We start from the raw sequence: 26,478 nt of genomic DNA, 5'->3' as shown, positions 1-26,478 counted from the left end.
CGAAATCGCGCCCGCACCGATGATCCAATCCGCCGAATTCCACTTCCAGGGCGGCCGCCACGGCGTGCTGCTGATCCACGGCCTGACCGGCACCCCCAGCGAAATGCGCCTGCTCGGCAAATGCCTGCACCGCGAGGGCTTCAGCGTGCACGGCGTACAACTGGCCGGACACTGCGGCAACGAGGACGACCTGCTCGCCACCGGCTGGCGCGACTGGTCCGCCAGCGTCGAGCAGGCGGCGGCGCGGATGCGCCCGCAGGTGGACAAACTATTCGTGGCCGGCCTGTCGATGGGCGCGCTGCTGGCGCTGCAATTGGCCGAAGAGCGGCCGCAGTGGGTCGATGGCGTCGGCGTGCTCGGCGCCACCTTCCGCTACGACGGCTGGAACATTCCGCGGCGCGCGCGGCTGACGTTCCTGCTGCCGTGGTTCAAGCGCCTGGGCATCGGCCGCCGCCGCATGTTCATGGAAGCGCCGCCGTATGGCCTGCGCGACGAGCGCATCCGCGCCCAGATCAGCGGCGCGATGCTCGGCGGCGACAGCAGCGCCGCCGGCCTGCCCGGCAATCCGTGGCACGCGCTGGCCGAGATGCATCTGCTGTCGCGCCGGGTGCGCCGCAACCTGGCCAAGGTGACCGCGCCGTGCCTGGTCGCGCATGCCGCCGAGGACGACATCGCGCATCTGCGCAATGCGCAACTGGTGATGGCCGGCGTGTCCGGAGCGGTGGAATTGCTGCTGCTGCACGACAGCTACCACATGATCACCCTGGACCGCGAACGCCGCGTGCTCGGCGCGCGGCTGGCGCAGTTCTTCGCCGCGCAAGCCGCGCCGCGCCAGGCCGCATGATGTCGCCGCAGGCGTCAGTGGTCGGCGTGTGGCTGGCGACGGTGGCGCTGGACACGGTCGGCCAACTGGCCTTCAAGCACGTCGCCAGCGACCCGCTGGCGGCCGGCGCGGCGCGCTGGCGGCGCATGGCGCGGCAGCCGTGGCTGTGGCTGGGCATGGCCTGCTACGCGTTCGAATTCCTCGCCTGGACCGCGTTCCTGTCGCTGGTGCCGCTGGGCCGCGGCGTGCTGCTCGGCTCGATCAACATCGTGGCGATCATGCTCGCCGGGCACTGGCTGTTCGGCGAGCGGCTGGGGCGCATGCAGGTGGCCGGGATCTGCCTGGTCAGCGCCGGCGTGGCCGTGGTCGGGCTCGGCACATGACCCGCCCGCCGCTGCAGCGCTACGCGCTGGGCTTCGCTCTGCTGCTGGGCTTCGACACCCTGGCCCAGTTCGGCTTCAAGCTCGGCGGTGCGGATGCGTTCCCGCCGCAGGCGGACTGGGCCTGGGTGCTGCGCCTACTCGCCAGTCCCTGGCTGTACGTCGCGCTGCTGGGCTATGTCGGCGCGTTCTTCGCCTGGATGAAACTGCTCGAGCACGCGCCGATCGGGCCCGCCTTCGCCGCCTCGCACCTGGAGGTGGTCAGCATACTGCTGCTGTCGGCATGGTGGTTCGGCGAAACCATCAGCGTGCTGCAAGCGCTCGGCGCGGCGCTAATCGTGGCCGGCATCGTCTGCCTCGCGCTCGGCGAACGCACCGCGCCGGCCGATGCGCACTGAGATTCCGCCCACTGCCGGGTTGCCGCTGCAGTGGCGCGACCTGTGGCCGCCGCGTGACGGGCGGCGCCTGGCGGCGCAGCTCGGCCTGCCCGACGCGCTGCTGACCTGCTCGGGCACGGCGGCGCTGGTGGTCGCACTGCGCACCCTGGCCGCCGGCAGCCGCCGCCGGCAGGTGCTGGTGGCCGCCTACACCTGCCCGCTGGTGGCGCTGGCGGTGGCCCACTGCGGTTTGCAGCTGGTACTGTGCGATCTGCTGCCCGGTTCGATCGAACCCGACCCCGCCCAACTGGCGCACCGCTGCGGCAACGACACCCTGGCGATCGTCGCCACCCACCTGGGCGGACGCCTGACCGACCTGGCGCCGTTGCGCGACGCCGCCGCGGCCTGCGGCGCGGTGCTGATCGAGGACGCGGCGCAAGCGCTGGGCGGCGTGCATGCCGATGGCAGCGCCGCCGGCCTCGGCGGCGACATCGGCTTCTGCAGCCTGGCCGTGGGCAAGGGCCCGACCCTGTACGAAGGCGGCCTGCTGCTGTCGCGGCATGCGCCGCTGCGGGACAGCCTGATCGACACCGCGGCGCGCCTGGGCCAGCCCGACTGGCGCTGGGAACTGCGCCGCAGCGTGCAGTTGCTCGGCTACGCCGCCTTGTACCGGCCGCACGCGCTGCGCTGGGCCTACGGCGCACCGCTGCGCCGCGCGCTGCGCCGCGGCGACCGCGTGGGTGCGGTCGGCGACCAGTTCGACGCGGCGATCCCGCAGCATGCGGTCGGTGCCTGGCGCGAAGCGGTCGGGGTGCGTGCCGCCGCACGCTGGCCGGCGTTCCTGGCGCAGTTGCGCGAACAGGGCCGGCGCCGCAGCGCGCGCCTGGCCGCGATCGCAGGGCTGCGGGTGATCGCCGACAGCGCCGGCGCGCAGGGCAGCTGGCCGGCACTGCTGGTGCTGCTGCCGGATGCCGCCGCGCGCGAGCGCGCGCTGGCGCGGCTGTGGCCACGCGGGCTCGGCGTCGGCCTGCTGTTCGTGCACGCCCTGCCCGACTACGCCTACCTGCGCGGCATCGTCGAGGCCGCGCCGATGCCCAACGCGCGCGACTTCGCCGCGCGCTGCCTGAGCATCAGCAACAGCCCGTGGCTGCACGAGAAAGGTTTCGAGGCGATCCTGGCGGTGCTGCAGCAGGTGTGTGCCGACGGTGCGGACTGACAGCGCAACGCTCGCGCTGGCCCGCCTCGGTCCGGATATCTGCAGCCAGCGGAATGTTGTGGGAGCGACTTCAGCCGCGACGCGCTGTACCGATACGCCCCATCGCAACCGATGGACTGAAGGCGCATGCATGGATCAGGAAGAGGACATTGGCACGCCTTACTTTTCGTCCAGTCGCATGCAGCAGACACTGTGGCAGCGAATCCCGGACCTGGGACCGCCGATTGCCAAAGGCCTACCAGTAAGGCCCGTCGCGACTGAAGTCGCTCCCACAACATCTGGACGACTGCAAAGAGCCAGGTTGAGACAGCGCTATCGCCGCAGCCCAGCCTCGGCCAGCGCCTGCAACAGCCGTAGGTTCACCGCGTGCTGCCGCGCCTGCCATTCCATCAGCGATTGCGGCGACGGCGGCGGCTGCGCATCCAATGCCGCCAGGCGCCGCTTCCACCACTGAGGATACTGCACCTGCGACACCTCGCCGGTGATGTCGCTGCCGAGCAGTTGCCCGTGCAGGTAGGCGATGGCGGTGAGCAGGTGCGGCACCCGCAATTCGCCCTGGTCCCAGTTGGTGCGCACCTCGTCCGGATCCAGCACGTCCTTGTCCAGCGACAGATAGGTCGGCATCGGCGTGCGCCGCAGGTGCTGCAGGAAGGCGTCGATCATCTCCATGCTCGAGGCGAAGCCGCGCACCGCCTGGCCCAGCCCCAGGCGCCGCGCCCAGCCGACGTCCACGCCGCTGCACCAGTAGCGCAGCTTGCCGCGGTACAGCGGCCGCAGGTGGTTTTCCCAGGCATGCGCGGCGCCCACGTCGCCCGAGGTGATGCCGACCACCTCCACCCGCGCCACCTGCGGCAGCGCCGCCACCCGCCACACCCACGAACCACAGTGCACCGCGAACGGGAACCGCATGTTGTCCGGATGGTTGTCGAACACCACCACCCGCAGCGGCCCGGGCGCGCGTTGCGCCACGCGCGCGATCAGCGGCAGGCTCAGATGGTGGAAATCGCCGCTGCCCAGCAGCACGCTGCCGTGCCGGGCCGGCAGCAAGGCGTCGAGCGCGGCGCCGAAGCGCCGCAGCCGGCGCAGCGAACAGGCGAAGCGCAAGCCGTCGCGCCAGTCCTGCAGCGGCAGGCGCAGCGCGCCCGGCAGGATGCCGAGCGAGGCGTCCAGGTCCAGCACGACGGGCGCATTGGTCTTCATTGCGCCACGTCGGCATCGGTCGCGGCGGCACCGACCTGGTCGGCCTCGAACAGCGGCCGCAACCGCCGCAGCGCGATGCGCAGCAACGGATTGCGCAGGTACACCGCATGCCAGGTGTAGGTGAAGCTGGCGCCGAGCTGCGCTTTCACTTCCGGGTCGGTCCAGCCGGCGACGTAGGCGCGCAGGCCATGGCGGCAGGCGTAGTCCAGGTTGTGCATCCAGCTCAGCGCGTACAGGTTGTGCACGCGCGCATCCGGATAGTGCAGGCCGATGTACTTGTCCAGCAGCCGCCCGTCGTGCACGTAGCACAGGTTCCAGCCGATCAGCCGGCCCTGATGACGATAGGTGAACACCAGGCCACCGCAATCGGCATCGGTCAGCAGCGCATCGAAGAACGCCGCGGTCAACAGATCGAAATGCACCTCGCTCTGCGCGTACACCTGCAGGTACAGCGCATAGCAGTGCGCGCGCAGCGCCGGGTCGGCGAAGGCGGCGCCGGTCGGCAGCACCTCGATCTCCAGGTCGGCGCGCGAGCGCAGCTTGCGGCGGATGTTGCGGCGCCGGGCGCGCGACAGCCGCGCCAGGTACTCGTCGACGGAGCCGAAATCGATCGGCACCCAGGCCAGCGCCTGCCCGCGCAGTACCACGTAGCCGCTGCGTTCGCACGCTTCGAGGAACGCGCGCGCCCAGACGTTGTCGCTGGCGTCGAGCAGCGGCGAGTGCTGCGGGATGTCCTTGACGATCAGCAGCGGACGCTTGCGCCCCAGCTGCACCCGCCATTGCCCGGGCAATCGCGCCGGATCGGCCGCGCGCGGCAGCCAGGCGTATTCGCTGACGGTGCTGCCGACGAAGCTGGTGCGCGGGCGCAGCAGGCGCCGCCACAGCCACTGCAGCGGCCAGCGGGCGCTGCGCGCGCGCAGCGCGGGGTCGGCGGTGGTCAGCAGGTCGAACTCGGCCTCGAACGCCGGCACGCCGTGCTCCAGGGGACGCGCCTGGAAGGCCTGCGGCGGGTGCGCGAGGAACTGCTGCTGCAACGCCTGCGGTTCGAGTTGGCCTACGAAAGGCATCTGCAAGATTGGCCGGCTAGCGTGGAGGATGGACGCCGCAGCCTTGGGCCGCGGCATGCCTTCCACCGGCGGCATTCGCCGCACGGTGGCCTTTCATTTCGCGGAGGACTGCCATGACCCCGTCTATCGAGACACAGATCCACAGCATCGTCGCCAAGCACGGCGAGATCGATCCCGCCGGCCTGACCCCGGACACCAAACTGCAGGACCTGGGCCTGGATTCGCTCGAGGCGATCGAAATCCTGTTCGACATCGAGGAGCACTTCGACATCACCTTCCCGCAGCGCGATCCGAACCTGGACGACGGCTCGCTGGGCAAGCTGACCGAAGCGGTGCAACAGGCGCTGGCCGCCAAGGCCGCCGCCGCTCCGCTGGCCGCGGCGCACTGAGCCGCCATGGACCGCTCGGCGCAGGGACATCGCGTCGTCGTCACCGGGATGGGCGCGGTCAGCGCGCTCGGCCTGGGTGCCGATGCCCTGTGGCGCGGCATGTGCGAGGGCCGTAGCGGCATCGCCGCGCTGGCCTCGCCCGATCCGCAGGCCACGCTGAAGATGCGCCTGGCCGCCGCGGTGCCGGGCTTCGCGCCGCAGGCGGCGCAGCTGGGCGGCATCGCGCCCGGCCAGCTCGACCGCATGACCCAGATGGCGCTGGTCGCGGCCTACGAGGCCGTGGCTCAATCCGGACTGGACCTGCGCGGCGCAGGCGCCGCACGCGGCGCGGTGGTGCTCGGCACCGGCGTCGGCGCCGAACTCAGCCGCGACGAACAGTCGCGGCGGCTGTACCGCGAGCAGGCCGAGCGCCTGCACCCGCTGACCATCGTGCGCAGCATGAACAACGCCCCGGTCAGCCAGATCAGCATCGCCTTCGGCCTGCGCGGCCCGGCCTTCGCCGTCTCCAGCGCGTGTGCCTCGGCCAACCACGCGCTGGCGCAGGCGGCGCTGCTGATCCGCCATGGCCTGGCCGACGTCGCCCTCAGCGGCGGCAGCGAGGCCTGTCTGAGCCTGTCGCTGATCCGCGCCTGGGAAGCGATGCGCGTGGTCAGCGACGACACCTGCCGGCCGTTCTGCGCGCAGCGCAGCGGCCTGGTGCTGGGCGAAGGCGCCGGCGTGTTCGTGCTCGAAAGCGCCGCGCATGCCGCCGCGCGCGGCGCGGTGCCGCTGGCCGAACTGGCCGGCGTCGGCCTGGGCGCCGATGCGCACGACATCGTCGCGCCCAGCGTCGACGGCGCCGCCGCGGCGATGCGCCTGGCCCTGCACGATGCCGGCCTGGAGCCGCAGCAGATCGACTACGTCAACGCCCACGGCACCGGCACCCAGGCCAACGACCGCTGCGAGACGCAGGCGCTGCGCCAGGTGTTCGGCGGCCATGCCGACGCGCTGGCGGTGAGTTCGACCAAGGCCGTGCACGGCCACGCGCTCGGCGCCGCCGGCGCGCTGGAACTGGTGGCCGCGATCGGCGCGCTGCGCGAGCAGTTGGTGCCGCCGACCGCCAACTTCCTCGACCCGGACCCGGACTGCGACCTGGACTACGTCCCGGGCCAGGCCCGCGCGCGGCCGGTCCGCGCGGTGCTGAGCAATTCCTTCGCGTTCGGCGGCCTCAACGCGGTGCTCGCGCTGCGCGCGCCGCGCTGAAGCCTCCGCCGCCGCGGACGACGGGAGGCAACGCGGCGCCGACGCGCTGTCCCCCGTCATCTCATGCCACCCGCTTGGCGCGGGTCAGCAACTGGTCCAGCAGCGACAGCGCCAGATCGATCTCCTCGTGGCTGATGTGCAGCGACGGCGCCAACGTGATCACGTTCTTGTAGTAGCCGCCCACGTCCAGCACCAGGCCGATGCGCTTGCCGTTGTGGCGCAGCTCGCCTTCCAGGCCCATGTCCACCATCGTGTCGAGCAGCTTGCGGTTCGGAGTGAAGCCGTCCGCCTGGCAGATCTCCGCGCGCAGCGCCAGACCCAGGCCGTCGACGTCGCCGATTTCCGGATGGCGCTTTTGCAGGGCGCGCAGGCCGTCGAGGAAGTGCGCCCCCTTGGCCATGACCATCGTTTCGTAGTCGGCCTCGGCCAGCATGCGCATCGTCTCCAGCCCCACCGCGGTGCCGAGCGGATTGGAGGCGAAGGTGGAATGGGTCGAACCCGGCGGGAACACGGTCGGGTTGATCAGCTCCTCGCGCGCCCAGATCCCGGCCAGCGGGTTGAGGCCGTTGGTCAGCGCCTTGCCGAACACCAGCACGTCCGGCGTCACCCCGAAATGCTCGATCGCCCACAGCTTGCCGGTGCGGAAGAAGCCCATCTGGATCTCGTCCACCACCAGCAGGATGCCGTACTGGTCCAGCACCTTCTTCAGCCCGGTGAAGAAGTTCGGCGGCGGGATCACGTAGCCGCCGGTGCCCTGGATCGGCTCGACGTAGAACGCCGCGTACTCGCACTGCCCGGCCTTGGGGTCCCACACGCCGTTGTACTCGGTCTCGAACAGGCGTGCGAACCTGGCCACGCATTGCTCGCCGTATTCCTCCTTGGAGATGCCCTTGGGGCCGCGGAAGTGATACGGGAATTCGATGAACTGGGCGCGGTCGAAATGGCCGAAGCGGCGCCGGTAGCGGTACGAGGAGGTGATCGCCGAGGCGCCCAGGGTGCGGCCGTGGTAGCCGCCCTCGAACGCGAACACCAGGCTCTTGCCGGCGCTGGCGTTACGCACCAGCTTCAGCGAATCCTCCACCGACTGCGCGCCGCCGACGTTGAAATGCACCCGGCCCTTGCGCCCCCACTTGCGTTGCGCGTCCTGGGCGATGGTCTTGGCCAGTTCGATCTTGGTCGGATGCAGGTACTGGCTGGCCACCTGCGGCAGGCTGTCGATCTGCCGCTTCAACGCCCCGTTCAGACGCGGATTGGCATAGCCGAAGTTGACCGCCGAATACCACATCTGCAAATCCAGATACGGCACCTGCTCGGTGTCGTACAGGTAGCTGCCGTCGCAGTGCGCGAAGATCCGCGGCGGTTCGCTGTAGTGCACGGTGTCGCCGAACGAACAGTATTCGGCCTCCTCGGCCAGCAGCTGCGCATCGCTCAGCGCACGCGAGTAGGCCGCGCCCGGGTCGGGCGCCGCCGGCTGCAGGCTGGCGTGCGCGGCGGCGTCGAGATCGTCGTGGAGCGGCGCGAACGCCGTGGAAAGCGGAACATTCCGGTTCATGGGAGTCAGGCTCGTTGGGCAATGGGAAGTGGCACGCGCGTGGCCGCCGCGACTGGCGCGGCGAGTGCGTGCAGCAAGGCGATGGCGTCTTCGAAATCGCCGATCGCGCGATGCGCGATGCCGTTGGCGCGGCAGTGGCGCAGCAGGCCGTCCTTGGCGAACACCAGGTCGGCACGGCCGGCCAGGCAGAAATCGGAACGGCCGTCGCCGATCAGCAGGGTGGATCGCGCAGACCCGTGCTGGGCCATGACCGCGCACTTGCAGGTGCCGCTGGGACAGTCCGGCTGGGCATGCGGCGAGGCCATGCGCCATTGCCCCTCGGGCGTGCGCAGCAGCCGATTGGCGATGATCGGCAACTGCGGCAGGCCATGCCGCCCCAGGATCCGCGCGATCGGATAGTCCAGCCCATCGCTGACGATGCTCAGCGGCATGCCCAGATCGCGCGCCAGATCAACGAAGCGCACGAACGCGGGATCGATGCGAACCTCGTCGAGCACGCGATGCAATGCGTCCACGTCGTCGTCGAGCAGCGCCACCTGCCCGTGCATGCAGGCACGCGCGCCGATGCGCCCGGCCACCCAGTCGTCTTCCAGCGCACGCCAGCCGGGCCGGCCAAGCCGTTCAAGCAAGGTATCGGTCACGTCCTGCAGCGACACGGTACCGTCGAAATCGCAAAGAATCTTCCACTGGGCGCGCAAGGCATGCTCTCCGGGGCTGGTCGGGGCAGAGCCTAGGCGGGCTGTCTTTCGCACTCCTTTCCGTAGCCGGCGCGTGCGCAACCCAGGTTCATCCGCGCGCCGCGCGGCCACGCCGCCGGCGCGCAAAGACGAGGGACGTTTTCTGGCGCTGGCACGCCATCGGTACGGCGCCACGACGCGCGGCGCGGCGCGGCAAGCAGCGGCAGGCGGCGCGGCGATGCTGGTGCCCGGAGCCGGAATCGAACCGGCATGGGGTCGCCCCCGGCGGATTTTAAGCCGAAGAATCGACACTGCGCCGAGGCACTCCAGGCTTGGATCAAGCCCCCTGAGGCGCGTTTTCATAGGGGCATCTAGTGTTGATGATACCCGGGCGCTTGATGCAGATCGACCCGGTTCTCTTTCGCTTGGCTCCTGCCTGGCTCCTGGAAATCGGGTCATTCCAAGGAGAAATCATGGCCAAGATCAAATTGACGAAAACGGTGGTCGATGCGGCACAGCCTCAATCCACTGACGTGGAACTGCGCGACACACTGGTTCCGGGCTTCCTGTGCAAAGTAACCCCGAAAGGCCGGAAGGTATTCATGGTGCAGTATCGCACCAACGCTGGCGAGCGCCGCAAGCCGTCGCTCGGGCTGTTCGGCGAGTTGACAGTCGAGCAAGCCCGCACGCTCGCGCAGAACTGGCTCGCTGAAGTCCGCCGAGGTGGCGACCCCGGCGGCCAGAAAGCGGAAGCGCGCAAGGCACCGACCGTTGCTGAACTGTGCACCCGGTTCATGGAGGACTACTCCAAGACCCGCAACAAGCCGAGCACTCAACGTTCCTACCAGCATCAAATCGACCGCTCGATCATCCCGGCCTTCGGCAACATGAAGGTGGCGGACGTTACCCGCCTGGACGTGACTGCGCTGATGAAGCGCAAGGAAGAATCCCCGATCCAGGCCAATCGGGTACTCGGTTGCATTCGCAAGATGTTCAACCTCGCCGAACTGTGGGGCTACCGGCCCGATGGCTCCAATCCCTGCCGGCACGTTCCAAAGTACCCTGAAAAAGGCAAGACGCGCCTGATCACTGACGCGGAGATGGCAAGGTTGTTTACCTATCTTGAAAAAGCTGACGCAGAGGCGCTGGAACATCCAACGCTGACGCTGGCGATTCGGCTGCAGTTCGAGTTCGCTGCCCGCATGTCGGAGATCCTGCTTCTGGAATGGGCCTGGATCGACCTGCCCAACAAGCGCGTGGTCTGGCCGGATAGCAAAACGGGTGACATGTCCAAGCCCATGAGCGAGGAGGCGCACCGGCTGTTGTCAACCGCAGCGCGCTACGAGAACTCCTCCTTCGTCTGTCCATCGATCTTCGACCACAAGAAGTCGCTGACCGTTAATTCCTACTACCAAGCGTGGCGGCGCATCCTCAATCGTGCTGGCGTTCCCCACGTCGGAACGCACGGCATCCGCCACCGTGCTACGACGGACATCGCTAACTCAGGTGTCCCCGTGAAAGTTGGCATGGCGTTGACCGCGCACAAAACGGTCACGATGTTCATGCGGTACGTGCACACCGAGGACGATCCCGTTCGCGCAGCTACTGAGCTGGTGGCGAGCCGGCGCAAGGCTTTGATCGAAACCCGGCCGTCGCCAGCCATCGACGTTTCGCCTCCAGCTCCGGTGACACAGGAGCCCAAGAGCCCGGCCGCGGTCTACAAGCCGTATCGGCATCGTAAGGGCGGCACGCGCTCAGTCCCGCCCAGCAGCAAGCGTGCGACCGATGCGCCGGCCGAGCTTGCGTCATGAAGGTGGCCACCTTGATGCCTGTGATTTATAAGTTACAATGGAGGCCAGGCCATGATTGAGGTCCGGCGATACCAACGTGCGGACGGAGTGGTGCCGCTTGCCGACTGGTTGGCCGATCTGCGGGATGCGCGGGCGCGGGCCAAGCTGGAAATCCGTTTCCGGCGGGTGTCTCTGGGGATCTTTGGCGACATCAAGGCGGTCGGCGAAGGTGTCCTGGAACTGCGCGAGGACATCGGCCCCGGCTATCGCGTGTACCTCGGTCGGCACGGGGCGGCGCTGGTCATCTTGCTGTGTGGCGGCGACAAGCGCTCGCAGGACGCGGACATCCAACGGGCCAAGGAATACTGGCTGGACTGGAAACGGAGAAATACATGAGCAATCGCAAACATGCCGCCTCGGTCTCCCATAGCGAGGCCACCATTGCCGAACTTCGTGCCGATCAAGGCTTTGCGGTCGAGTACCTGAAATCCGCGCTGGAAGAACTCGACAACCCAGAGCATCGCGCGGTCGGCCTGCTCGCGCTACGCGACGTGGCCGAGGCCTACGGCGGACTGGCGACGGTCGCCCAGGAAGCAGGCATCACCCGCGAAGCTCTCTATCGGGCGCTGTCGCCGACAGGCAATCCAACGCTCAAGACCTTGCTAGCTGTGCTGCATGCGGTAGGAATGCGGCTATCTGTTGCACCCGCCAAGGTGGTCTCAACCGATCGATGCAACACCGTAGTCTGATCAGGACGGAGGTGGACATCATGAGCAGAACAGTCAGGGTTTGGCGCCATTTGTCGGCAGCGGACCGTGAACAGCTATGGACGCGCTGGCAGGCGGGCGAGCCGCCGAGTGTTATCGCCAAGGTGCTTGAGCGGGATGAAGCGTTGGTTCGGTACGTCCTTCGGCAGCGCGGTGGGTTTGCGCCGCGACCGTGCAAACGAGCGGCACGAGCACTCCAGCTGGCTGAGCGCGAGGAGATCTCGCGCGGCCTGTGCCAAGGCCGTTCCCTGCGCCAGATCGCTCAGGCCTTGGGCCGGGCGGTCTCGACCATCAGTCGGGAGATCGAGCGCAACGCAGGCTGTGAGATCTACCGCGCGACACACGCCGACGAGCGCGCCTGGTCGCAAGCCAAACGGCCCAAAGCCTGCCTGCTTGCCCGCTGCGGGGTGCTTCGCCGCCTGGTGGCCAGCAAGCTGGCCCGTCGCTGGGCGCCGCAGCAGATCAGCGGATGGCTTGTCCGCCGTTATCCAAACAACGACAGTATGCCGGTGTCGCACGAAACCATCTATCGAAGCCTGTTCGTTCAGAGTCGCGGGGTGCTCAAGAAGCAGCTCTTGGCCCAGTTGCGCACGCGTCGACTGGTGCGTTATCCGACCGCGCAGGGACGCCACGGGAAGAGCCGCAAGGGCGCCCGCAACCTGATGATAGATGCCCTGCCGATCAGCCAGCGTCCGGCCGAGGTGGACGACCGCGCGGTACCTGGGCACTGGGAAGGCGACCTGCTGATGGGCACGGTGAACACGCAAATCGCCACGCTCGTGGAGCGGCAATCGCGCTTTGTGATGTTGATCAAGCTTCCTTCGCGCGACAGTGCCACCGTGGTGGACGCGGTCGCCAAGCATATCCGGCGGTTACCTGCTCAGCTGAAAGGTTCCCTGACCTGGGATCGCGGTGCCGAAATGCACAAGCACCAGCGCTTCACCCTGGCGACTAGGGCCTGTTAACACTAATGGCCCGAGCGTTTAAACTATCGGGCATGGAGATCACGCCAGCACAATTTTCCCTAATCGAACACTGCCTGCCGGCACAGCGCGGCAATGTCAGCATGACCAACCTGCAAGTGGTCAACGCCATCCTTTACGTTGCCGAGCATGGCTGCAAATGGCGCGGCCTGCCCAAGCGCTTTGGCAACTGGCACACGGTGTACACACGCATGAACCGCTGGGCCAAGGCGGGTGTGCTGGACCGGATGTTGGTCCAATTGCAGAAGTCCCAGATCGTGCGCATCAAAATCGAAGCAATCTCGCTGGACTCCACCAGCATCAAGGTGCATCCCGATGGCACGGGCGCATTAAAAAAAACGGTCCGCAGGCCGTCGGCAAGTCCCGCGGTGGATGGAATACCAAGATTCATATGGTTGCCGCAGATGCTCGAACAGCCATCACCTTTGGATTGACGCCTGGTAACGTGCATGACGCACCTGCAGGCCGCACGTTGCTTGAACACCTGGGGCCAGTGGAGCGGCCGATTCATTTGTTGATGGACCGTGCCTACGAAGGCAACCAAACCCGCCAGTTGGCGCTCGATCTTGGCTTCGTGCCGGTGGTCCCGCCGAAATCCAATCGGGTCGAGCCTTGGGAATACAACCGGGAGATGTACAAGCGGCGCAACGAAGTGGAGAGACTGTTCCGTCGCCTGAAAGGCTACCGCCGGATTTTCTCGCGCTTCGAGAAGCTGGATGCCATGTTCCTTGGATTCCTCAGCTTCGTCCTGGTCGTTGATGGGCTTCGGATGTGTTAACAGGCCCTAGTACGACGCCTCGCTGAAGCCGTGCCGCCGGCACAAGTCTTTGACCGCCACGCCGGTCTCAGCCTCGCGCAGGAAGCCGATGATCTGTTCTTCGCTGAAACGCTTCTTCACGTCCAATCTCCTTGGTCTGAGGGATTGGATTCCAAATCAGCCTGCTACTCTAAATAGGGGGACGTCGGCCGGCCCACTTTCGAGTGGTGGCGCAGCGCGTGCCCGGCAACCCGCGCATCCTGGCAGCGTCCCCGGCCTACCTGATGGCGCATGGACACCTCGATCAGTCGGAAGAGCAGGCGCAGCACAACTATCTGATGTTCGCCTATTCGGGCCTGCTGCAAAACACCGGGCCACTGCGCAAGGGACGCCGAGAGAAGTCGGTCACGGTCGGCGGCACGCTGTACAGCTTCAACGTGTGCAGGTCACTTTGAAGAGACTGACTGGGCCATGCGTTCGAGTGGGCGACTATTACTCGACGGCCGCATCGAACTTCGCTCGGGCCTTTTCTACGTCCTTGCGCCGCTTCATCGCAAATGTGGCTAGGGCATCAAGCGGAATCAGTAGATCACGGCCGAGCGAGGTCAGTTCATAGTCAACGCGTGGCGGAATCGTCGGCGTGACGGTACGAGTGATGAATCCATCTCGCTCCAGTCCTCTGAGCGTCGAGGTCAGCATTTTCTGGGAAACCGAGTCGATCAGCCGCTTGATCTGCGTGAATCGCAGCGGACCATCCTTAAGCGACACGATGATCAGGACCGACCACTTATCGCCTATCCGTTCGAGCACGCCCGCTGTCTCCCTGCACGCACCCTCTGGAACTGAAAAGCGTCCGACTTTCATTGCACTATGCTCCTTATGGATCCGTTTAACCTCAGTTGCGCAGGTTCAAGCAGTCAAACCATCCGACTTCAACGCACGCCACTGTCGCAAGCCTCTTCCGACATTTCGTACCGATCCTCCTTCACGCCCAGCCGCCTCAATGGCACCTGGAATCATCCATGACTGTCTACGCGCCATTGGACCGTTCGTGGAATCTCGACATTCACAAGTTGCGTGGAAGTAACCAACTTCCGTAAAAGTGCCTTCTTGTCCCCAATGGGTTTCCATTGTAGCCTCTGTCTCTATTGGATACCACAATCTGGATTGGAGCTTGTCGATGAGTTTTGGATGGAGCTTGGCTGCGGCATGTGTCTTGATACTCATGGGCATTCTGGGGGTGGTCTTCCTTTGGGGCTATGCACCTGATCTTCCGCTTGATCAGGTCAAAGCGCGCTGGGCGAAGCCACCATCGTACTTCCCGACCATCGACGGTATGGACATTCACGTGCGCGATGAAGGTCCGAAATCAGACCTGCCGATCGTGCTCCTGCACGGAACCGGCTCGAGCCTGCTGAGCTGGGACGGCTGGGCGGACGGAATGAAGCAGACTCGACGCGTCATCCGCTTTGACAGGCCAGGTTTCGGACTGACGGGACCCGATCCGACCGGCGACTATCATATGGATCGTGCCGCCAAAATCACCCTTGATCTTCTCGACAAGTTGGGCGTCCACAGGTTCATCCTGGCCGGCAACTCGTCAGGTGGGAGGGTTGCCTGGCATGTCGCGCTTCGGTCGCCTGACCGGGTCGCGGGCCTCATTTTGGTCGATGCCGCTGGCTACTCGCGCACAACACCGCTCCCACTTGCATTGCGGATCGCACAATCGGAGGCAGGATCAGCTCTAATGCAAGTGTTCATGCCTCGCGCCGTGGCGGTCGCCGGGCTGAGGGCGGTCTATGGCGATCCGCAAAGGCTTCGCCCGGAAACCATCGCCTGGAACCTTGACATCAGTCGTCGCGCAGGTGTTCGCCGCGCGCTCCGGCAAACGCTGTTGCAGGCGCCTGTGCCGGATGATTCCTCCCGCATTCGAGAGATCACAGCGCCCACGCTTATCCTGTGGGGTGATCGAGATACGACGGTGACGCGGGGCGAGGCTGAGCGTTTTCATGCCGACATTCGCGGAAGCCGTTTGGCCATCCTTCCCGGTCTTGGACACTTGCCTCACGAAGAAGACCCGACAGCTACGCTCGTCCCAGTCGAAGAATTTCTCCGACAGTTGCCGGAGTCTCGTGTATGAATCCACATTGCAATCCAGTGCATCTTTGAACGTGTCGCATCCCTGATGATTGTATGGACGCTAAGCGCTATCCACTTTTCATGGCCAGATCCGTTTTGCAGGAGTGGATAGAGTCCTTGCGATCGATCCGGAAAGCGATGCCATGCTGATAGCCCTTCACAAGAACGCCCGCACCACGCCCGCTGTGCGTGCCGAGATCGCGGCCAGCAACGAGACCGCCAGCGTGCTGGCCCAACGCGTTAGCATCACCGAGCAGACGGTCTACAAGTGGAAGAAGGCGAGGTCTTTGGGGACCGTTCTCGCACGCCCATCGCCTGCAGACCGTGCTCACACCGGCCCAGGAGACCATGGTCCTTCATCTGCGAGGCACCCTGCCGTTGCCTCTGGATGACCTGCTGGCGGTCACGCGCCAGTTCATTTGCCCGCATGTCTCCCACTCGGGCCTGGACCGGCGCCTGCGCCGCCCTGGGGCGGGCAACCTTAACGCCCTCAAACCCCAGGAGCCTGCGGTGGCCCCCAGGACATTCAAGAGCTACGAGCCGGGCGATGTGCACGTGGACGTAGAAGTACCTGCCGCAGATACAGGATGAAAGCAGCCGACGCTACCTGTTCGTGGCCATCGACCGGGCCACACGAGGGGTGTTCGCACAACTCGAGGCCAACAAGACAACCACCAGTGCACAGGCCTTCCGGAGAGCCTTGCACAAGGCCTGCCCGATCAAGATCAGCAAGAGGCTGACCGACAACGGCAAGGAGTTCACGGATCGCCTGTTTGCCAGCAAGGAACGCGAACCCAGTGGCCACCATGAGTTCGACCGACTGTGCCAGGAACTGGGCATAGAGCACCGGCTGACCCAACCCAGGACCCCGAGAACCAACAGCATGATCGAGCGGTTCAACGGCCGCATGGCGGACGTTCTGAAGCCGTTGGCGAGGTTGCGCGCAACGACGGCCGCGGCCTGCGCGTCCAGGTCGGCCGCACGCGCTGGCGATGCGGTCTGCTGTTCGTAGAGGCCGCGGTTGTTTTCCCCGGACACGCCGGTCTTGACCTGGCGATGCCACTGGCCGTCGGCGGCATCGCGGGTCCAGTCGGCGCGACTCAGGCTGGGGCGGTCGCTGGCCTTGGCGGGGAGTCGGAAGGGATCGTCGGGGTGCGGCGCGGCCTTCAGCGCCAGTGCGGTCGCGGCGTTGGTGGCGAGAGAGTTCAACTCGCGCGCCTTCTCGTCGCTGGCGAGGATCGGCGTGGAGGTCCGGTTATTCACCCCGTCGCGGCCTGCCTGCGCACGCGGCGCCGGTCGCCCGCGCAACGGAACGGTCCTTGCAAGAGGCTGGTCGAATCCCCTGCCCGGCCTTGCCCACTACTGCCATGTCCGAAAACGAAGACGGCGGCGAACGCACCGAACAACCTACCGAAAAACGCCTGCGCGAGGCCCGCGAGCAGGGCAACATCCCGCACTCGCGCGAATTGGCGACGGCGGCGGTGTTCAGCGCCGGCATCTTCGCGCTGATGGGGATGTCCGGCTCGCTGGCGGCCGGCGCGGTGGCGTGGATGAAGGACGCGCTGCGCCCCGATCCGGGCCTGCACGACAACCCGGGCGCCCTGTTCGGCCACTTCGGCGATCTGCTGCTGGGGCTGCTGTGGGTGGCGCTGCCGCTGGTGGGCATCTGCCTGGCCGCCGGCTTCGTCGCGCCACTGCTGATGGGCAGCCTGCGCTTCTCCGGGGCCGCGCTGCTGCCCAAGCTTGATCGGCTCAATCCGATGACCGGGCTGACCCGCCTGTACGGCGCGGAAAGCGTGGCCGAGCTGTTCAAGTCGATGCTGCGCATGTGCTTCGTCGGCGCTGCCGCCGGCCTGTGCATCTGGGGCGGCCTGGACGGCCTGCGCGGCCTGCTGCTGCAGCCGCTGGAGCAGGCGATCGGCCACGGCCTGGGCTTCACCCTGCGCCTGCTGCTGTACACCGCCGGCGCGTTGGCGCTGCTGGCCGCGATCGATGCGCCGTACCAGAAGTGGAACTACACCCGCAAACTGAAGATGACCCGCGACGAAGTGCGCCGGGAGATGAAGGAAAGCGAGGGCAGCCCGGAGGTCAAGGGCCGCATCCGGCAGATGCAGATGCAGCTGTCGCAGCGGCGGATGATGGAGGCGGTGCCCGGCGCCGACGTGGTGGTGGTCAACCCCACCCACTATGCGGTGGCGCTGAAGTACGAGGGCGGGCGCATGCGCGCGCCGACCGTGGTCGCCAAGGGCGTGGACGAACTGGCCTTCCGCATCCGCGAGATCGGCGAGCAGCACCGCGTCGCAGTGGTGTCCGCGCCGCCTTTGGCACGCGCCTTGTATCGGGAAGGGCAACTCGGCAAGGAAATTCCCGTGAGACTGTATTCGGCGGTGGCGCAGATCCTCTCCTACGTGTACCAGCTACGCGCCTGGCGCAGCGGGCCGATGCCGCCGCCGCCGCTGGAGGTCGATGAATTCGCCCCGGGGAGCGCGCCATGAGCCAGCCGGCCGCGCAGATGAATACGCGCAAGATGATGGACATGATCAAGCACGGCCTGGGCGCGCCGCTGATCGTGATGGCGATGCTGGCGATGGTGGTGGTGCCGCTGGCCGCGCCGGTGCTGGACGCCCTGTTCACCTTCAACATCGCCATCTCGCTGATGGTGCTGCTGGCGGTGGTCTACGTGAAGCGGCCGCTGGAGTTCAGCATCTTCCCGATCGTGCTGCTGATGACCACGATGCTGCGCCTGGCGCTGAACGTGGCCTCCACCCGCGTGATCCTGATCAACGGCCAGGACGGCCACGGCGCCGCCGGCAAGGTGATCGAGGCGTTCGGCCAGTTCGTGATCGGCGGCAACTATGCGGTCGGCATCGTGGTGTTCGCGATCCTGACCATCATCAACTTCGTGGTCATCACCAAGGGCGCCGGGCGCGTGTCGGAAGTGACCGCGCGCTTCATCCTCGACGCCATGCCCGGCAAGCAGATGGCGATCGACGCCGACCTCAACGCCGGCCTGCTGACCCGCGAGGAGGCCAAGGCCCGGCGCGAGGAGGTCCGCGAGGAAGCGGACTTCTACGGCTCGATGGACGGCGCCAGCAAGTTCATCCGCGGCGACGCCATCGCCGGCATCCTGATCCTGTTCATTAACCTGATCGGCGGCATGGCGGTGGGCGTGCTGCAGCACGGCATGCCGGTCGCCCAGGCCGCGTCCACCTATACCCTGCTGTCGATCGGCGACGGCCTGGTGGCGCAGCTGCCGGCGCTGCTGGTGTCCTCGGCGGTGGCGATGCTGGTCACCCGCGCCTCGCGCTCGCAGGACATGGGCGCCTCCATGATGGGCCAGGTGTTCGGCCAGCACAAAGCGCTGGCGGTGGCCGCGGCGATCCTGGGCCTGGTCGGCCTGGTCCCGGGCATGCCCAACGTCGCTTTCTTGACGCTGGCGCTGGTCCTGGGCCTGCTGGCCTGGAAGATGTGGAAGCGCAGCCTGCTGCCGGAAGAGGTCAAGCCCGATCCGGTGCAGCAGGCGGCGGCCGCCGGCGCGCAGGCCAACGCCGAACTGGGCTGGGACGAACTGCGCCCGATCGATCCGCTGGGCCTGGAGGTCGGCTACCGGCTGATCCCGCTGGTGGACAAGGCCCAGGGCGGCGAACTGATGGCGCGGATCAAGGGTGTGCGGCGCAAGCTGACCCAGGACATCGGCTTCCTGATCCCGCCGGTGCACATCCGCGACAACCTGGAACTGCCGGCCAACGCCTACCGCCTGCTGGTGCACGGGGTGCCGGTGGCCACCGCCGATATCCATCCCGACCGCGAACTGGCGCTGGACCCGGGCGGCGCGCTGGGCAGGATCGACGGCATCGCCGGCAAGGACCCCGCGTTCGGCCTGGACGCGATCTGGATCCAGCCGCACCAGCGCGCCCAGGCCGAGACCATGGGCTACACCGTGGTCGACCCGGCCACGGTGATCGCCACCCACCTGTCGCACCTGATCCGCGAACACGCCCCGGAACTGCTCGGCCACGAGGAGGTGCAGCAGCTGCTGGCCACGCTGGCCAAGAGCGCCCCGAAGCTGGTCGAGGACCTCACCCCCAAGGCGCTGCCGCTGTCGGTGGTGGTGCGCGTGCTGCAGAACCTGCTGATCGAAAAGATCCCGGTACGGCAGCTGCGCAAGATCGTCGAGGCGCTGGTCGAGCACGCCCCGCAGAGTCAGGAACCCGGCGCGCTCACCGCCGCGGTGCGCAATGCGCTGGGCCGCTTCATCGTCCAGGAAATCGCCGGGATGGCGCCGGAACTGCCGGTGTTCACCCTAGCACCGCAATTGGAACGTGTCTTGCAAGACTCTACCCAGGGCAACGGCGCCGCGCTGGAACCCGGCCTGGCCGAGCGACTGCACCAGAGCCTGGCCGAGTGCGTCGGCAAGCAGGAAGCGCGCAACGAACCGGCCGTGGTGCTGGTCCCGGCGCAAGTCCGCGCCGCGCTGGCCCGGCTGGTCCGCCACAGCGTCCCCTCGCTGTCGGTGCTGTCCTACAGCGAGGTTCCGGAGGACAAGCGGCTGAAGTTGGTGGGAACGATTAGTTGAAGCCGGGACCCGGGACTCGGGACTCCGGACCCGGGAACGCAACGGTCAGTAATTGGAATAGACAAATGAATGCTCGCAAACACATCCACGTCCAAACGGCATCGCAAGGGGTGACCTCCAAGCTGCCCGGTCCCCAGTCCCCAATCCCGAGTCCCGCTCCGAAGGTGCCCGCATGAAAATCAAACGCTTCGTAGCGCCCGACATGCGCACCGCGTTCCGCATGGTCCGCGACGAGCATGGCCCGGATGCGGTGATCCTGTCCAACCGGCGCACCGACGAGGGCATCGAGATCGTCGCCGCCAGCAACTACGACGAGACGCTGGTGCAGCAGGCCCTGAACGCGGTGCGTCCGGAGGAGGCGGCGCCGCGGCCGCCGGTGGCCGCCGCCAACCCGGCACCGCGTGCGGCCAAGGCCGGCGCCGCGACCAACCCGGCGATGGCGATGATGGCCGCGATCAGCAAGCGCCGCAGCGCGCCGGCCGCGCTCGCCGCGGCGATGCAGGCCGCACCGGCGCGGCCGCTGACCCAGCCCGCCGCCCTCGCCATCTCGGCGATGCCGGCCGGCACGGCGTCCGCGCCGGCCGCTGCGGCGCCTGCGCCGCGGGCCCCTGCCCCGGCCGCCGCGGCCGAATTCCGCATTCCCGAGGACGTATTCCGCAACGCGCCGATCAGCGTGCCGCTGCCAAGCCCGTTCGCCGCCCCGGCCGCCGCGGCCAGCGCCGCCGCCGTGCCAGCCTGGCTCGAGGACGTCGCCGCGGTATCGCCGACCCCGGCCGCCGCGACGGCGCCCGTGGTCGCGCCGCCGGTACCCGCCGCGCCCAGCGCCGGGATCCCGGCGCTGCCGGCCCTGGCGCCGGTGCCGAGCTTCCCCGCGATGCAGAACGACGAACAATTGACTCAGCTGCGCGACGAACTGGCGCTGATGCGGCAGATGATCGAGCGCGAGATGAACCGGCTCACCGACGAACGCCTGCGCGGCTCGCCGGTGCGCGCCCAGGCGCTGGAACTGATGGACGACTACGGCTTCGACAGCGGCATCACCCGCGAGGTGGTCATGCAGATCCCGGCCGACCTGGAACTGCACCGCGGCCGCGGGCTGATGCTGGGGTTGCTGTCCAAGCGCCTGCCGATCGCGCCGCTGGACCCGATCGAGGAAGGCGGCGTGATCGCCCTGATCGGCCCCACCGGCGCCGGCAAGACCACCACCATCGCCAAGCTGGCCTCGCGCTTCCTGCAGGGCCACGCCGCCCGCGACGTGGCCCTGGTCACCACCGACACCATCCGCGTCGGCGGCCGCGAACAGCTGCACAGCTACGGCCGCCAGCTCGGCATCGCCGTGCACGAGGCCGACAGCGACACGGCGCTGCAGCAGCTGCTGGAGCGCCTGCGCGACTACACGCTGGTGCTGATCGACACCGCCGGCATGGGCCAGCGCGACCGCGCCCTGGCCGCACAGCTGCACTGGCTGCGCGCCTCGCGAGTGGTCCGGTCCTTGCTAGTACTGCCTGCCAACGCGCATTTCTCCGACCTGGACGAGGTGGTGCGCCGGTTCGCCGGCGCCGATCCGCAGGGGGCGATCTTGACCAAGCTGGACGAAACCGGGCGGTTTGGCAGTGCCCTGTCGGTGGTCGCGGACCACCGGCTTCCCCTCACCTGGGTGACCGATGGTCAGCGCGTGCCGGACGACCTGCACCGTGCCAACGCCGCCAGCCTGGTATTGCGCCTTGAAGATTTGCGGCGCGCTGCCGATAAGCCCTGTACTCCGGAGCAGACCCATGCCGTCGCGTGATTACGTCAATCTCACCAATGCCTTCCCCCTGTCGGCGACGCGCAGCGAACCGCTGGGCCCGGTGCGCACGATCGCCGTGACCGGCGGCAAGGGCGGCGTCGGCAAGACCAACATCTCGGTCAACCTGTCGATGGCGCTGGCCGACATGGGCAAGCGCACCCTGCTGCTGGACGCCGACCTCGGCCTGGCCAACGTCGACGTGCTGCTCGGGCTGACCCCCAAGTTCACCCTGGCCGACCTGGTCGCCGGGCGCTGCACCCTGGAAGAGGTGCTGGTGGACATGCCCAACGGCCTGATGGTGGTGCCCGCCGCCTCCGGCCGCCGGCACATGGCCGAGCTGCCGCCGGCCCAGCACGTCGGCCTGGTCAACGTGTTCTCCGAGCTGCAGCGCGAACTGGACATCATGGTCATCGACACCGCCGCCGGCATCACCGACAGCGTGCTGACCTTCTGCCAGGCCGCGCAGGACGCGGTGGTGGTAGTGTGCGACGAGCCGGCCTCGATCACCGACGCCTACGCCCTCATCAAGGTGCTCTCGCGCGAGCGCGGCGTGGACCGGGTGCAGATCGTCGCCAACATGGTCCGCGACCTCAACGAGGGCCGCCTGCTGTACGACAAGCTGAGCCGGGTGTGCGAGAAGTTCCTCGGCGACGTGTCGTTGAACTACCTGGGCTGCGTGCCGCAGGACGACTGGCTGCGCCTGGCGGTGCAGCGCCAGCAGCCGGTGGTCAAGGCCTACCCGTCCAGCCCGTCGGCGCAGGCGATCGCCGAAATCGCGCGGCGCACCTCGCGCTGGCAGGCGCCGACGGCGGCGCGCGGCAACGTCGAGTTCTTCGTCGAACGGATCATCCAGCAAGGGGTCGCCGCATGAACGCCGCCGCCCAGTACCGCGCCGTACAGCGCAACAGCGCCAACGACTACATCGCCCAGCATTCGGACCTGGTGCGGCGCATCGCCCACCACCTGGCGGCGCGGCTGCCGGCCAGCGTGGAGATCGACGACCTGATCCAGGCCGGCATGATCGGTCTGATCGAGGCCTCGCGCAGCTACGACGCCGACCAGGGCGCCTCGTTCGAGACCTACGCCTCGATCCGCATCCGCGGCTCGATGATCGACGAGATCCGCCGCGGCGACTGGGTGCCGCGCTCGGTGCACCGCCGCGCCCGCGACGCCGCCTCGGCGATCCGCAAGATCGAGCAGAGCACCGGCCGCGCCGCCGCCGCCAACGAAGTGGCCGCGGCGATGGACATGCCGCTTCCCGAATACCTGCGGTTGATGGAAGATGCCGCGCGCGGCCAGGTGCTGAGCCTGGAGTCGCGCATCGAGGACCACGGCGAGCTGGACAGCATCGCCAAGGGCGGCCCCAACCCGCAGCAGATGCTGGAGCGCAGCGAATTCGGCCGCGAACTGGGCAAGGCGATCGCGCAGTTGCCCGAACGCGAGCAGTTGGTGCTGTCGCTGTACTACGAACAGGAATTGAACCTGAAGGAAATCGGCGCGGTGCTCGGCGTCAGCGAGTCGCGCGTGTGCCAGATCCACGGCCAGGCCACGGTACGGTTGCGCGGGCGCCTGAAAGCGTTCGAAGCGGCCGACGCCGGCCTGGAAGACGAAGAATAAGACCCAAGGGAGTTAGCGGTGAACAAGAACATGCGGATTTTGATCGTGGACGATTTCTCGACGATGCGGCGCATCGTCAAGAATCTGCTCGGCGATCTGGGCTTCACCAACACTGCAGAGGCCGAGGACGGCAACAGTGCGCTGGCGGCACTGCGTTCGGCGCCGTTCGAGTTCGTGGTCACCGACTGGAACATGCCCGGCATGACCGGCATCGACCTGCTGCGCAACATCCGCGCCGACGACAAGCTCAAGCACCTGCCGGTGCTGATGGTGACCGCCGAGGCCAAGCGCGAGCAGATCATCGAGGCCGCGCAGTCCGGCGTGAACGGCTACATCATCAAGCCGTTCACCGCGCAGACCCTGCAGGAGAAGCTCGGCAAGATCTTCGAACGCCTGGGAGCGACCGCCTGATGAAAGCGACCGCCGAACGTAGGGCCCTGATCGAACGCCTGCAAGGTGCGCTGGACGCACTGGAACGCGGGGACGAAGCCGGCTGGCGCAAGGAAATCGACACGCTCGCCGCCTGGCGCACGCGGCCGATGATGCAGGGCCTGAGCCGGCTGGCGCGCGACCTGGGCCAGGCGCTCGGCGAGCTGCCCACCGTCCCCACCGAGGCCGGCGAGCTGGACGATGCCTGCTCGCGCCTGGACCACGTGGTGGCGATGACCGAACAGGCCAGCCATCGCACCCTGGACCTGGCCGAGGAATGCCGCGCGCTGGCCGAACAGCTGCGCGCCGGCGGACTGAGCGGCGAGCAGGGCGAGATCCTCGACAAGATCCGCCACAACCTCACCGAGATGGCCCTGGCGCAGAGCTTCCAGGACCTGACCGGGCAGATCATCCGCCGCGTCGCGGCGATCGTGCGTCGCGTGCACGAGGGTTTCGGCGCGCTGGGATTGCCGCCGAAGGACGACAACAAGAAGGCCGACGGCGGCCTGGCCGGCCCGGCGCTGGCCGGCCTGGACCGTCACGGCGTGTCGCAGAACGACGCCGACGACCTGCTGTCCGGACTGGGGTTGTAGGACCTGCCTACGCGATTGGAATAGGCCACGCCGCGCTTTGGTGCGGGCGGGGCAAGGAAGAATGAGGGAATTTATGCCGATAAACGACCGAATGATGACGCAGCACCGCGCGCACCAAAGCGCGGCCCTTCGGGTTGCCGTGTCCGGCCCCCAGGCGGCTGCGCGCGGCTTGAACAGGCGGCCAGCCTGTCGCTGCGCCGTGCACAACCACCTGGGGGCCGGACACGACAACGCGGCCTATTGCAATCGCGTGGGCAGGTCCTAGTCATGAGCGCCGTGCCCGACGACATCGCCGCCGATTTCATCATCGAGGCCCAGGAAATCCTGGACCGGCTCGGCGAGCAACTGGTGTCGCTGGAGCAGGCGCCGGAAGACAGCGCGCAACTCAACGCCGTGTTCCGTGGTTTCCACACGCTCAAGGGCGGCGCCGGCTTCCTGGCGATCAACGCCATGGTCGAGCTGTGCCACGCCGCCGAAGACACCCTCGGCCAGGCCCGCGCCGGCCAGGCCACGCTGCAGGCGCGGCACTTCGACGCCGCGCAGCAGTCGCTGGACTATCTGCAGTCGATGCTGGACGCGTTCGGCAACGGCAGCGAACCGCCGCGCGCGCCGCCGCAGTTGATCGCGCAGTTCGCGACCAGCGGCGAGGAGACAGCAGTGGTGTCGGGACGCGGGAAAAGCACTGCGCCTGCAGTGGCCGGCTCCGCTGATTCGGACCTGATCGGCGACGACGAGTTCGAAGCGCTGCTCGACGACTTGCACGGCAGCGCCGCGCCTACCGCCAAGCCGCAGCTTTCGCGAGTCCCGAGTCCCGAGTCCCGAGTCCCGGCGGCGCCGAAGGCCGCCGCGCCCGCCAAGGCCGCCGAACCCGAGCACACCGTGCGCGTGGACACCAAGCGCCTGGACGCGATCGTCAACCTGATCGGCGAACTGGTGCTGTCGCGCAACCGGCTCAAGACCCTGCGCGTGCGCCTGCGCGACGAAGAACTGGACCGCGCGGTCAGCAGCCTGGACATCGCCACCGCGCGCCTGCAATCGGCGGTGATGCGCACCCGCATGCAGCCGGTCGGCAAGGTGTTCTCGCGCTTCCCCAAGGTGGCGCGCGACGTCGCCCGCTCCTTGAACAAGGAAGTGGAACTGGAACTGATCGGCGCCGACACCGAACTGGACCGCAACCTGGTCGAGGCGTTGGCCGATCCGCTGGTGCACCTGGTGCGCAACGCGATCGACCACGGCGTCGAGGCGCCGGCGCTGCGCGAGGCCAGCGGCAAACCGCGCGGCGGCCACGTGCGCCTGTCGGCGCAGCAGGAAGGCGACTACGTCAGCATCGAGGTGCAGGACGACGGCGCCGGCATCGACCCGGAACGGCTGCGCGCCAAGGCGCGCGAGAAGGGCCTGATCGATCCGGAAGCGGCCGCGCGCCTGACCACCGAGGAATGCCTGCACCTGGTGTTCCTGCCCGGCTTCTCGACCAAGTCCGAAATCACCGACATCTCCGGCCGCGGCGTCGGCATGGACGTGGTGCAGTCGCGCATCCGCGAACTCAGCGGACAGATCCAGATCCAGTCCGAACTGGGCCGCGGCAGCCGCTTCCTGATCCGCGTGCCGCTGACCCTGGCGATCCTGCCGACCCTGCTGGTGCAGGCCGGCGACACCGTCTATGCGCTGCCGCTGGCGCGCGTGGTCGAGGTGCTGCACGCGCCGCTCCGCTCGCTGGGCTGGTTCGACGGCCGCGCCGTGCTCGACCGGCAGTCGCATACCCTGCCGCTGGTGGACCTGCGCCAGTGGCTGAACATCGACGCGCCGCAGCTGCCGCTGCTGACCGTGGTGGTGCTGCAGGCCGGCGAATCGCGCATGGGCCTGGTCGTGGACCAGGTCCGCGGCCGCGAGGAAGTGGTGATCAAGCCGCTGCCGCGCGCGCTGCGCGGCCTGCCCGGCTACGCCGGCGCGACCCTGATCGGCGATGGCCGGCTGGCGCTGATCCTGGACGTGGACGGGCTGAAGCGCTGAGCGGGACTCGGGACTCGGGACTCGGGACTCGGGACTCGGGACTCGGGACTCGGGACTCGGGACTCGGGACTCGGGATGATGTCCCGGCACAAATCGCTGTCAAGC

The 26,478-nt window shown here is 67.7% G+C and carries 26 protein-coding genes, 1 tRNA gene and 3 pseudogenes; 22 read left to right on the top strand and 8 right to left on the bottom strand.

The window, feature by feature from the left end; genetic code table 11:
• Positions 1-19 precede the first annotated feature (19 nt).
• The 4 genes from G4Q83_RS05060 to G4Q83_RS05045 are packed head-to-tail and all read left to right on the top strand — an operon-like array spanning position 20 to position 2,796.
• Positions 20-844, top strand: coding sequence for an alpha/beta hydrolase (locus G4Q83_RS05060; protein ID WP_128420198.1), 825 nt, complete (start codon positions 20-22; stop codon positions 842-844).
• Positions 844-1,206 (top strand): EamA family transporter, encoded by a 363-nt coding sequence (locus tag G4Q83_RS05055; protein ID WP_128420215.1) that lies wholly within the window; start codon positions 844-846, stop codon positions 1,204-1,206. Before G4Q83_RS05060 ends, G4Q83_RS05055 begins: the two co-directional genes overlap by 1 nt.
• Positions 1,203-1,601: a DMT family transporter gene (locus G4Q83_RS05050; RefSeq protein WP_128420197.1), complete on the top strand. Its 399-nt coding sequence runs from the start codon at positions 1,203-1,205 to the stop codon at positions 1,599-1,601. The genes G4Q83_RS05055 and G4Q83_RS05050 overlap by 4 nt, the downstream gene beginning before the upstream one ends.
• A complete protein-coding gene (locus G4Q83_RS05045) occupies positions 1,591-2,796 on the top strand; it encodes a DegT/DnrJ/EryC1/StrS family aminotransferase (protein WP_128420196.1) in 1,206 nt (401 codons plus the stop codon). Before G4Q83_RS05050 ends, G4Q83_RS05045 begins: the two co-directional genes overlap by 11 nt.
• Before the next feature lie 312 nt (positions 2,797-3,108).
• Here the strand turns inward: G4Q83_RS05045 and G4Q83_RS05040 are convergent, their stop codons facing one another.
• Positions 3,109-3,996, bottom strand: coding sequence for an arginase family protein (locus tag G4Q83_RS05040; RefSeq protein ID WP_128420195.1), 888 nt, complete (start codon positions 3,994-3,996; stop codon positions 3,109-3,111).
• On the bottom strand, positions 3,993-5,063 hold the full coding sequence (locus G4Q83_RS05035; RefSeq protein WP_128420194.1) for a peptidogalycan biosysnthesis protein: 1,071 nt from the start codon (positions 5,061-5,063) through the stop codon (positions 3,993-3,995). The genes G4Q83_RS05040 and G4Q83_RS05035 overlap by 4 nt, the downstream gene beginning before the upstream one ends.
• A 113-nt stretch (positions 5,064-5,176) precedes the next feature.
• Between G4Q83_RS05035 and G4Q83_RS05030 the strand changes: the two genes are divergently transcribed.
• Positions 5,177-5,452, top strand: a complete 276-nt coding sequence (locus G4Q83_RS05030; RefSeq protein ID WP_128420193.1) for an acyl carrier protein — start codon at positions 5,177-5,179, stop codon at positions 5,450-5,452.
• Between the two features lie 6 nt (positions 5,453-5,458).
• Positions 5,459-6,694 carry a beta-ketoacyl-[acyl-carrier-protein] synthase family protein gene (locus tag G4Q83_RS05025; protein WP_128420192.1) on the top strand — a complete coding sequence of 412 codons (1,236 nt, stop codon included), beginning with the start codon at positions 5,459-5,461 and terminating at the stop codon, positions 6,692-6,694.
• A 61-nt stretch (positions 6,695-6,755) separates the two neighbouring features.
• Here G4Q83_RS05025 and G4Q83_RS05020 read toward each other — a convergent pair whose 3' ends face one another.
• From G4Q83_RS05020 to G4Q83_RS05010, 3 genes are all read right to left on the bottom strand, one after another.
• Positions 6,756-8,246: an aspartate aminotransferase family protein gene (locus G4Q83_RS05020; RefSeq protein ID WP_128420191.1), complete on the bottom strand. Its 1,491-nt coding sequence runs from the start codon at positions 8,244-8,246 to the stop codon at positions 6,756-6,758.
• A 5-nt stretch (positions 8,247-8,251) separates the two neighbouring features.
• Positions 8,252-8,944: an MtnX-like HAD-IB family phosphatase gene (locus G4Q83_RS05015; RefSeq protein WP_128420190.1), complete on the bottom strand. Its 693-nt coding sequence runs from the start codon at positions 8,942-8,944 to the stop codon at positions 8,252-8,254.
• Positions 8,945-9,165: 221 nt separating this feature from the next.
• Positions 9,166-9,255 (bottom strand) — tRNA-Leu (locus G4Q83_RS05010).
• 141 nt (positions 9,256-9,396) lie between these two features.
• Here G4Q83_RS05010 and G4Q83_RS05005 point away from each other — a divergent pair.
• The 5 genes from G4Q83_RS05005 (at position 9,397) to G4Q83_RS04985 (ending at position 13,241) form a co-directional block, all read left to right on the top strand.
• Positions 9,397-10,734 (top strand): tyrosine-type recombinase/integrase, encoded by a 1,338-nt coding sequence (locus G4Q83_RS05005; RefSeq protein WP_128420189.1) that lies wholly within the window; start codon positions 9,397-9,399, stop codon positions 10,732-10,734.
• A 51-nt stretch (positions 10,735-10,785) separates the two neighbouring features.
• Positions 10,786-11,109 (top strand): type II toxin-antitoxin system RelE/ParE family toxin, encoded by a 324-nt coding sequence (locus G4Q83_RS05000; RefSeq protein ID WP_128420188.1) that lies wholly within the window; start codon positions 10,786-10,788, stop codon positions 11,107-11,109.
• Positions 11,106-11,462 carry an addiction module antidote protein gene (locus tag G4Q83_RS04995; protein WP_128420187.1) on the top strand — a complete coding sequence of 119 codons (357 nt, stop codon included), beginning with the start codon at positions 11,106-11,108 and terminating at the stop codon, positions 11,460-11,462. Before G4Q83_RS05000 ends, G4Q83_RS04995 begins: the two co-directional genes overlap by 4 nt.
• Positions 11,463-11,482: 20 nt before the next feature.
• Positions 11,483-12,445 carry an IS30 family transposase gene (locus G4Q83_RS04990; protein ID WP_185817346.1) on the top strand — a complete coding sequence of 321 codons (963 nt, stop codon included), beginning with the start codon at positions 11,483-11,485 and terminating at the stop codon, positions 12,443-12,445.
• A 32-nt stretch (positions 12,446-12,477) separates the two neighbouring features.
• Positions 12,478-13,241, top strand: a protein-coding gene (locus tag G4Q83_RS04985) for an IS5 family transposase (protein ID WP_246432140.1) whose coding sequence is annotated in 2 segments (ribosomal slippage) — positions 12,478-12,793 and positions 12,793-13,241 — 765 coding nt in all. Because the reading frame shifts where the segments join, the coding sequence is not laid out codon by codon here.
• Between the two features lie 9 nt (positions 13,242-13,250).
• Here the strand turns inward: G4Q83_RS04985 and G4Q83_RS04980 are convergent.
• Positions 13,251-13,361 (bottom strand): annotated as a pseudogene (locus tag G4Q83_RS04980) (transposase); the annotation flags it as partial.
• A 98-nt stretch (positions 13,362-13,459) separates the two neighbouring features.
• Here G4Q83_RS04980 and G4Q83_RS04975 point away from each other — a divergent pair.
• On the top strand, positions 13,460-13,675 hold the full coding sequence (locus G4Q83_RS04975; protein ID WP_158254982.1) for a type 2 periplasmic-binding domain-containing protein: 216 nt from the start codon (positions 13,460-13,462) through the stop codon (positions 13,673-13,675).
• Positions 13,676-13,712: 37 nt separating this feature from the next.
• Here the strand turns inward: G4Q83_RS04975 and G4Q83_RS04970 are convergent, their stop codons facing one another.
• Positions 13,713-14,084, bottom strand: a complete 372-nt coding sequence (locus G4Q83_RS04970) for a winged helix-turn-helix transcriptional regulator (protein ID WP_128419459.1) — start codon at positions 14,082-14,084, stop codon at positions 13,713-13,715.
• A gap of 316 nt (positions 14,085-14,400) precedes the next feature.
• Here G4Q83_RS04970 and G4Q83_RS04965 point away from each other — a divergent pair, with 316 nt between their 5' ends.
• On the top strand, positions 14,401-15,360 hold the full coding sequence (locus tag G4Q83_RS04965) for an alpha/beta fold hydrolase (RefSeq protein WP_246432368.1): 960 nt from the start codon (positions 14,401-14,403) through the stop codon (positions 15,358-15,360).
• Positions 15,361-15,502: 142 nt separating this feature from the next.
• A pseudogene (locus G4Q83_RS04960) lies at positions 15,503-16,284 on the top strand (DDE-type integrase/transposase/recombinase); the annotation flags it as partial.
• Positions 16,285-16,286: 2 nt separating this feature from the next.
• On the opposite strand, the pseudogene G4Q83_RS04955 reads toward G4Q83_RS04960, so the two are convergent.
• Positions 16,287-16,634, bottom strand: a pseudogene (locus tag G4Q83_RS04955) (hypothetical protein); the annotation flags it as partial.
• Between the two features lie 92 nt (positions 16,635-16,726).
• Between G4Q83_RS04955 and flhB the strand changes: the two are divergent.
• The 8 genes from flhB to G4Q83_RS04915 all read left to right on the top strand — a co-directional run bounded on the left by flhB (position 16,727) and on the right by G4Q83_RS04915 (position 26,373).
• The gene (gene flhB, locus G4Q83_RS04950) at positions 16,727-17,854 is read left to right on the top strand and encodes a flagellar biosynthesis protein FlhB (protein WP_128419457.1); all 1,128 of its coding nucleotides are present in this window, start codon (positions 16,727-16,729) and stop codon (positions 17,852-17,854) included.
• Positions 17,851-19,935, top strand: coding sequence for a flagellar biosynthesis protein FlhA (gene flhA / locus G4Q83_RS04945; RefSeq protein WP_128419456.1), 2,085 nt, complete (start codon positions 17,851-17,853; stop codon positions 19,933-19,935). The genes flhB and flhA overlap by 4 nt, the downstream gene beginning before the upstream one ends.
• Positions 19,936-20,107: 172 nt before the next feature.
• A complete protein-coding gene (gene flhF / locus G4Q83_RS04940) occupies positions 20,108-21,724 on the top strand; it encodes a flagellar biosynthesis GTPase FlhF (RefSeq protein ID WP_128419455.1) in 1,617 nt (538 codons plus the stop codon).
• Positions 21,711-22,595 carry a MinD/ParA family ATP-binding protein gene (locus G4Q83_RS04935; RefSeq protein WP_128419454.1) on the top strand — a complete coding sequence of 295 codons (885 nt, stop codon included), beginning with the start codon at positions 21,711-21,713 and terminating at the stop codon, positions 22,593-22,595. Before flhF ends, G4Q83_RS04935 begins: the two co-directional genes overlap by 14 nt.
• Positions 22,592-23,341, top strand: coding sequence for an RNA polymerase sigma factor FliA (locus tag G4Q83_RS04930; protein WP_128419453.1), 750 nt, complete (start codon positions 22,592-22,594; stop codon positions 23,339-23,341). Before G4Q83_RS04935 ends, G4Q83_RS04930 begins: the two co-directional genes overlap by 4 nt.
• Positions 23,342-23,359: 18 nt before the next feature.
• On the top strand, positions 23,360-23,752 hold the full coding sequence (gene cheY, locus G4Q83_RS04925; protein WP_170069140.1) for a chemotaxis response regulator CheY: 393 nt from the start codon (positions 23,360-23,362) through the stop codon (positions 23,750-23,752).
• Positions 23,752-24,363, top strand: coding sequence for a protein phosphatase CheZ (locus G4Q83_RS04920; protein ID WP_128419452.1), 612 nt, complete (start codon positions 23,752-23,754; stop codon positions 24,361-24,363). The genes cheY and G4Q83_RS04920 overlap by 1 nt, the downstream gene beginning before the upstream one ends.
• Before the next feature lie 267 nt (positions 24,364-24,630).
• Positions 24,631-26,373 (top strand): chemotaxis protein CheA, encoded by a 1,743-nt coding sequence (locus G4Q83_RS04915; protein WP_128419451.1) that lies wholly within the window; start codon positions 24,631-24,633, stop codon positions 26,371-26,373.
• Positions 26,374-26,478: the final 105 nt, after the last annotated feature.

Source organism: Xanthomonas theicola (assembly GCF_014236795.1).
Classification (GTDB): Bacteria; Pseudomonadota; Gammaproteobacteria; order Xanthomonadales; family Xanthomonadaceae; genus Xanthomonas_A; species Xanthomonas_A theicola.
The sequence above is the reverse complement of the archived record's forward strand: the minus strand, read 5'-3'. Positions and strand labels throughout refer to the sequence as shown.

Excerpts from the sequence above, each read along its gene's own strand:
- G4Q83_RS05005 (WP_128420189.1), top strand. The coding sequence starts at position 9,397 with ATGGCCAAGATCAAATTGACGAAAACGGTGGTCGATGCGGCACAGCCT.
- G4Q83_RS04920 (WP_128419452.1), top strand. The coding sequence starts at position 23,752 with ATGAAAGCGACCGCCGAACGTAGGGCCCTGATCGAACGCCTGCAAGGT.
- flhF (WP_128419455.1), top strand. The coding sequence starts at position 20,108 with ATGAAAATCAAACGCTTCGTAGCGCCCGACATGCGCACCGCGTTCCGC.
- G4Q83_RS04935 (WP_128419454.1), top strand. The coding sequence starts at position 21,711 with ATGCCGTCGCGTGATTACGTCAATCTCACCAATGCCTTCCCCCTGTCG.
- G4Q83_RS05020 (WP_128420191.1), bottom strand. The coding sequence starts at position 8,246 with ATGAACCGGAATGTTCCGCTTTCCACGGCGTTCGCGCCGCTCCACGAC.
- G4Q83_RS05000 (WP_128420188.1), top strand. The coding sequence starts at position 10,786 with ATGATTGAGGTCCGGCGATACCAACGTGCGGACGGAGTGGTGCCGCTT.
- flhB (WP_128419457.1), top strand. The coding sequence starts at position 16,727 with ATGTCCGAAAACGAAGACGGCGGCGAACGCACCGAACAACCTACCGAA.
- G4Q83_RS04995 (WP_128420187.1), top strand. The coding sequence starts at position 11,106 with ATGAGCAATCGCAAACATGCCGCCTCGGTCTCCCATAGCGAGGCCACC.
- G4Q83_RS04930 (WP_128419453.1), top strand. The coding sequence starts at position 22,592 with ATGAACGCCGCCGCCCAGTACCGCGCCGTACAGCGCAACAGCGCCAAC.
- G4Q83_RS05055 (WP_128420215.1), top strand. The coding sequence starts at position 844 with ATGTCGCCGCAGGCGTCAGTGGTCGGCGTGTGGCTGGCGACGGTGGCG.
- flhA (WP_128419456.1), top strand. The coding sequence starts at position 17,851 with ATGAGCCAGCCGGCCGCGCAGATGAATACGCGCAAGATGATGGACATG.
- G4Q83_RS05035 (WP_128420194.1), bottom strand. The coding sequence starts at position 5,063 with ATGCCTTTCGTAGGCCAACTCGAACCGCAGGCGTTGCAGCAGCAGTTC.
- G4Q83_RS04990 (WP_185817346.1), top strand. The coding sequence starts at position 11,483 with ATGAGCAGAACAGTCAGGGTTTGGCGCCATTTGTCGGCAGCGGACCGT.
- G4Q83_RS05030 (WP_128420193.1), top strand. The coding sequence starts at position 5,177 with ATGACCCCGTCTATCGAGACACAGATCCACAGCATCGTCGCCAAGCAC.
- G4Q83_RS04915 (WP_128419451.1), top strand. The coding sequence starts at position 24,631 with ATGAGCGCCGTGCCCGACGACATCGCCGCCGATTTCATCATCGAGGCC.
- G4Q83_RS05060 (WP_128420198.1), top strand. The coding sequence starts at position 20 with ATGATCCAATCCGCCGAATTCCACTTCCAGGGCGGCCGCCACGGCGTG.
- G4Q83_RS05025 (WP_128420192.1), top strand. The coding sequence starts at position 5,459 with ATGGACCGCTCGGCGCAGGGACATCGCGTCGTCGTCACCGGGATGGGC.
- G4Q83_RS04970 (WP_128419459.1), bottom strand. The coding sequence starts at position 14,084 with ATGAAAGTCGGACGCTTTTCAGTTCCAGAGGGTGCGTGCAGGGAGACA.
- G4Q83_RS05045 (WP_128420196.1), top strand. The coding sequence starts at position 1,591 with ATGCGCACTGAGATTCCGCCCACTGCCGGGTTGCCGCTGCAGTGGCGC.
- G4Q83_RS05040 (WP_128420195.1), bottom strand. The coding sequence starts at position 3,996 with ATGAAGACCAATGCGCCCGTCGTGCTGGACCTGGACGCCTCGCTCGGC.
- G4Q83_RS04965 (WP_246432368.1), top strand. The coding sequence starts at position 14,401 with ATGAGTTTTGGATGGAGCTTGGCTGCGGCATGTGTCTTGATACTCATG.
- G4Q83_RS05050 (WP_128420197.1), top strand. The coding sequence starts at position 1,203 with ATGACCCGCCCGCCGCTGCAGCGCTACGCGCTGGGCTTCGCTCTGCTG.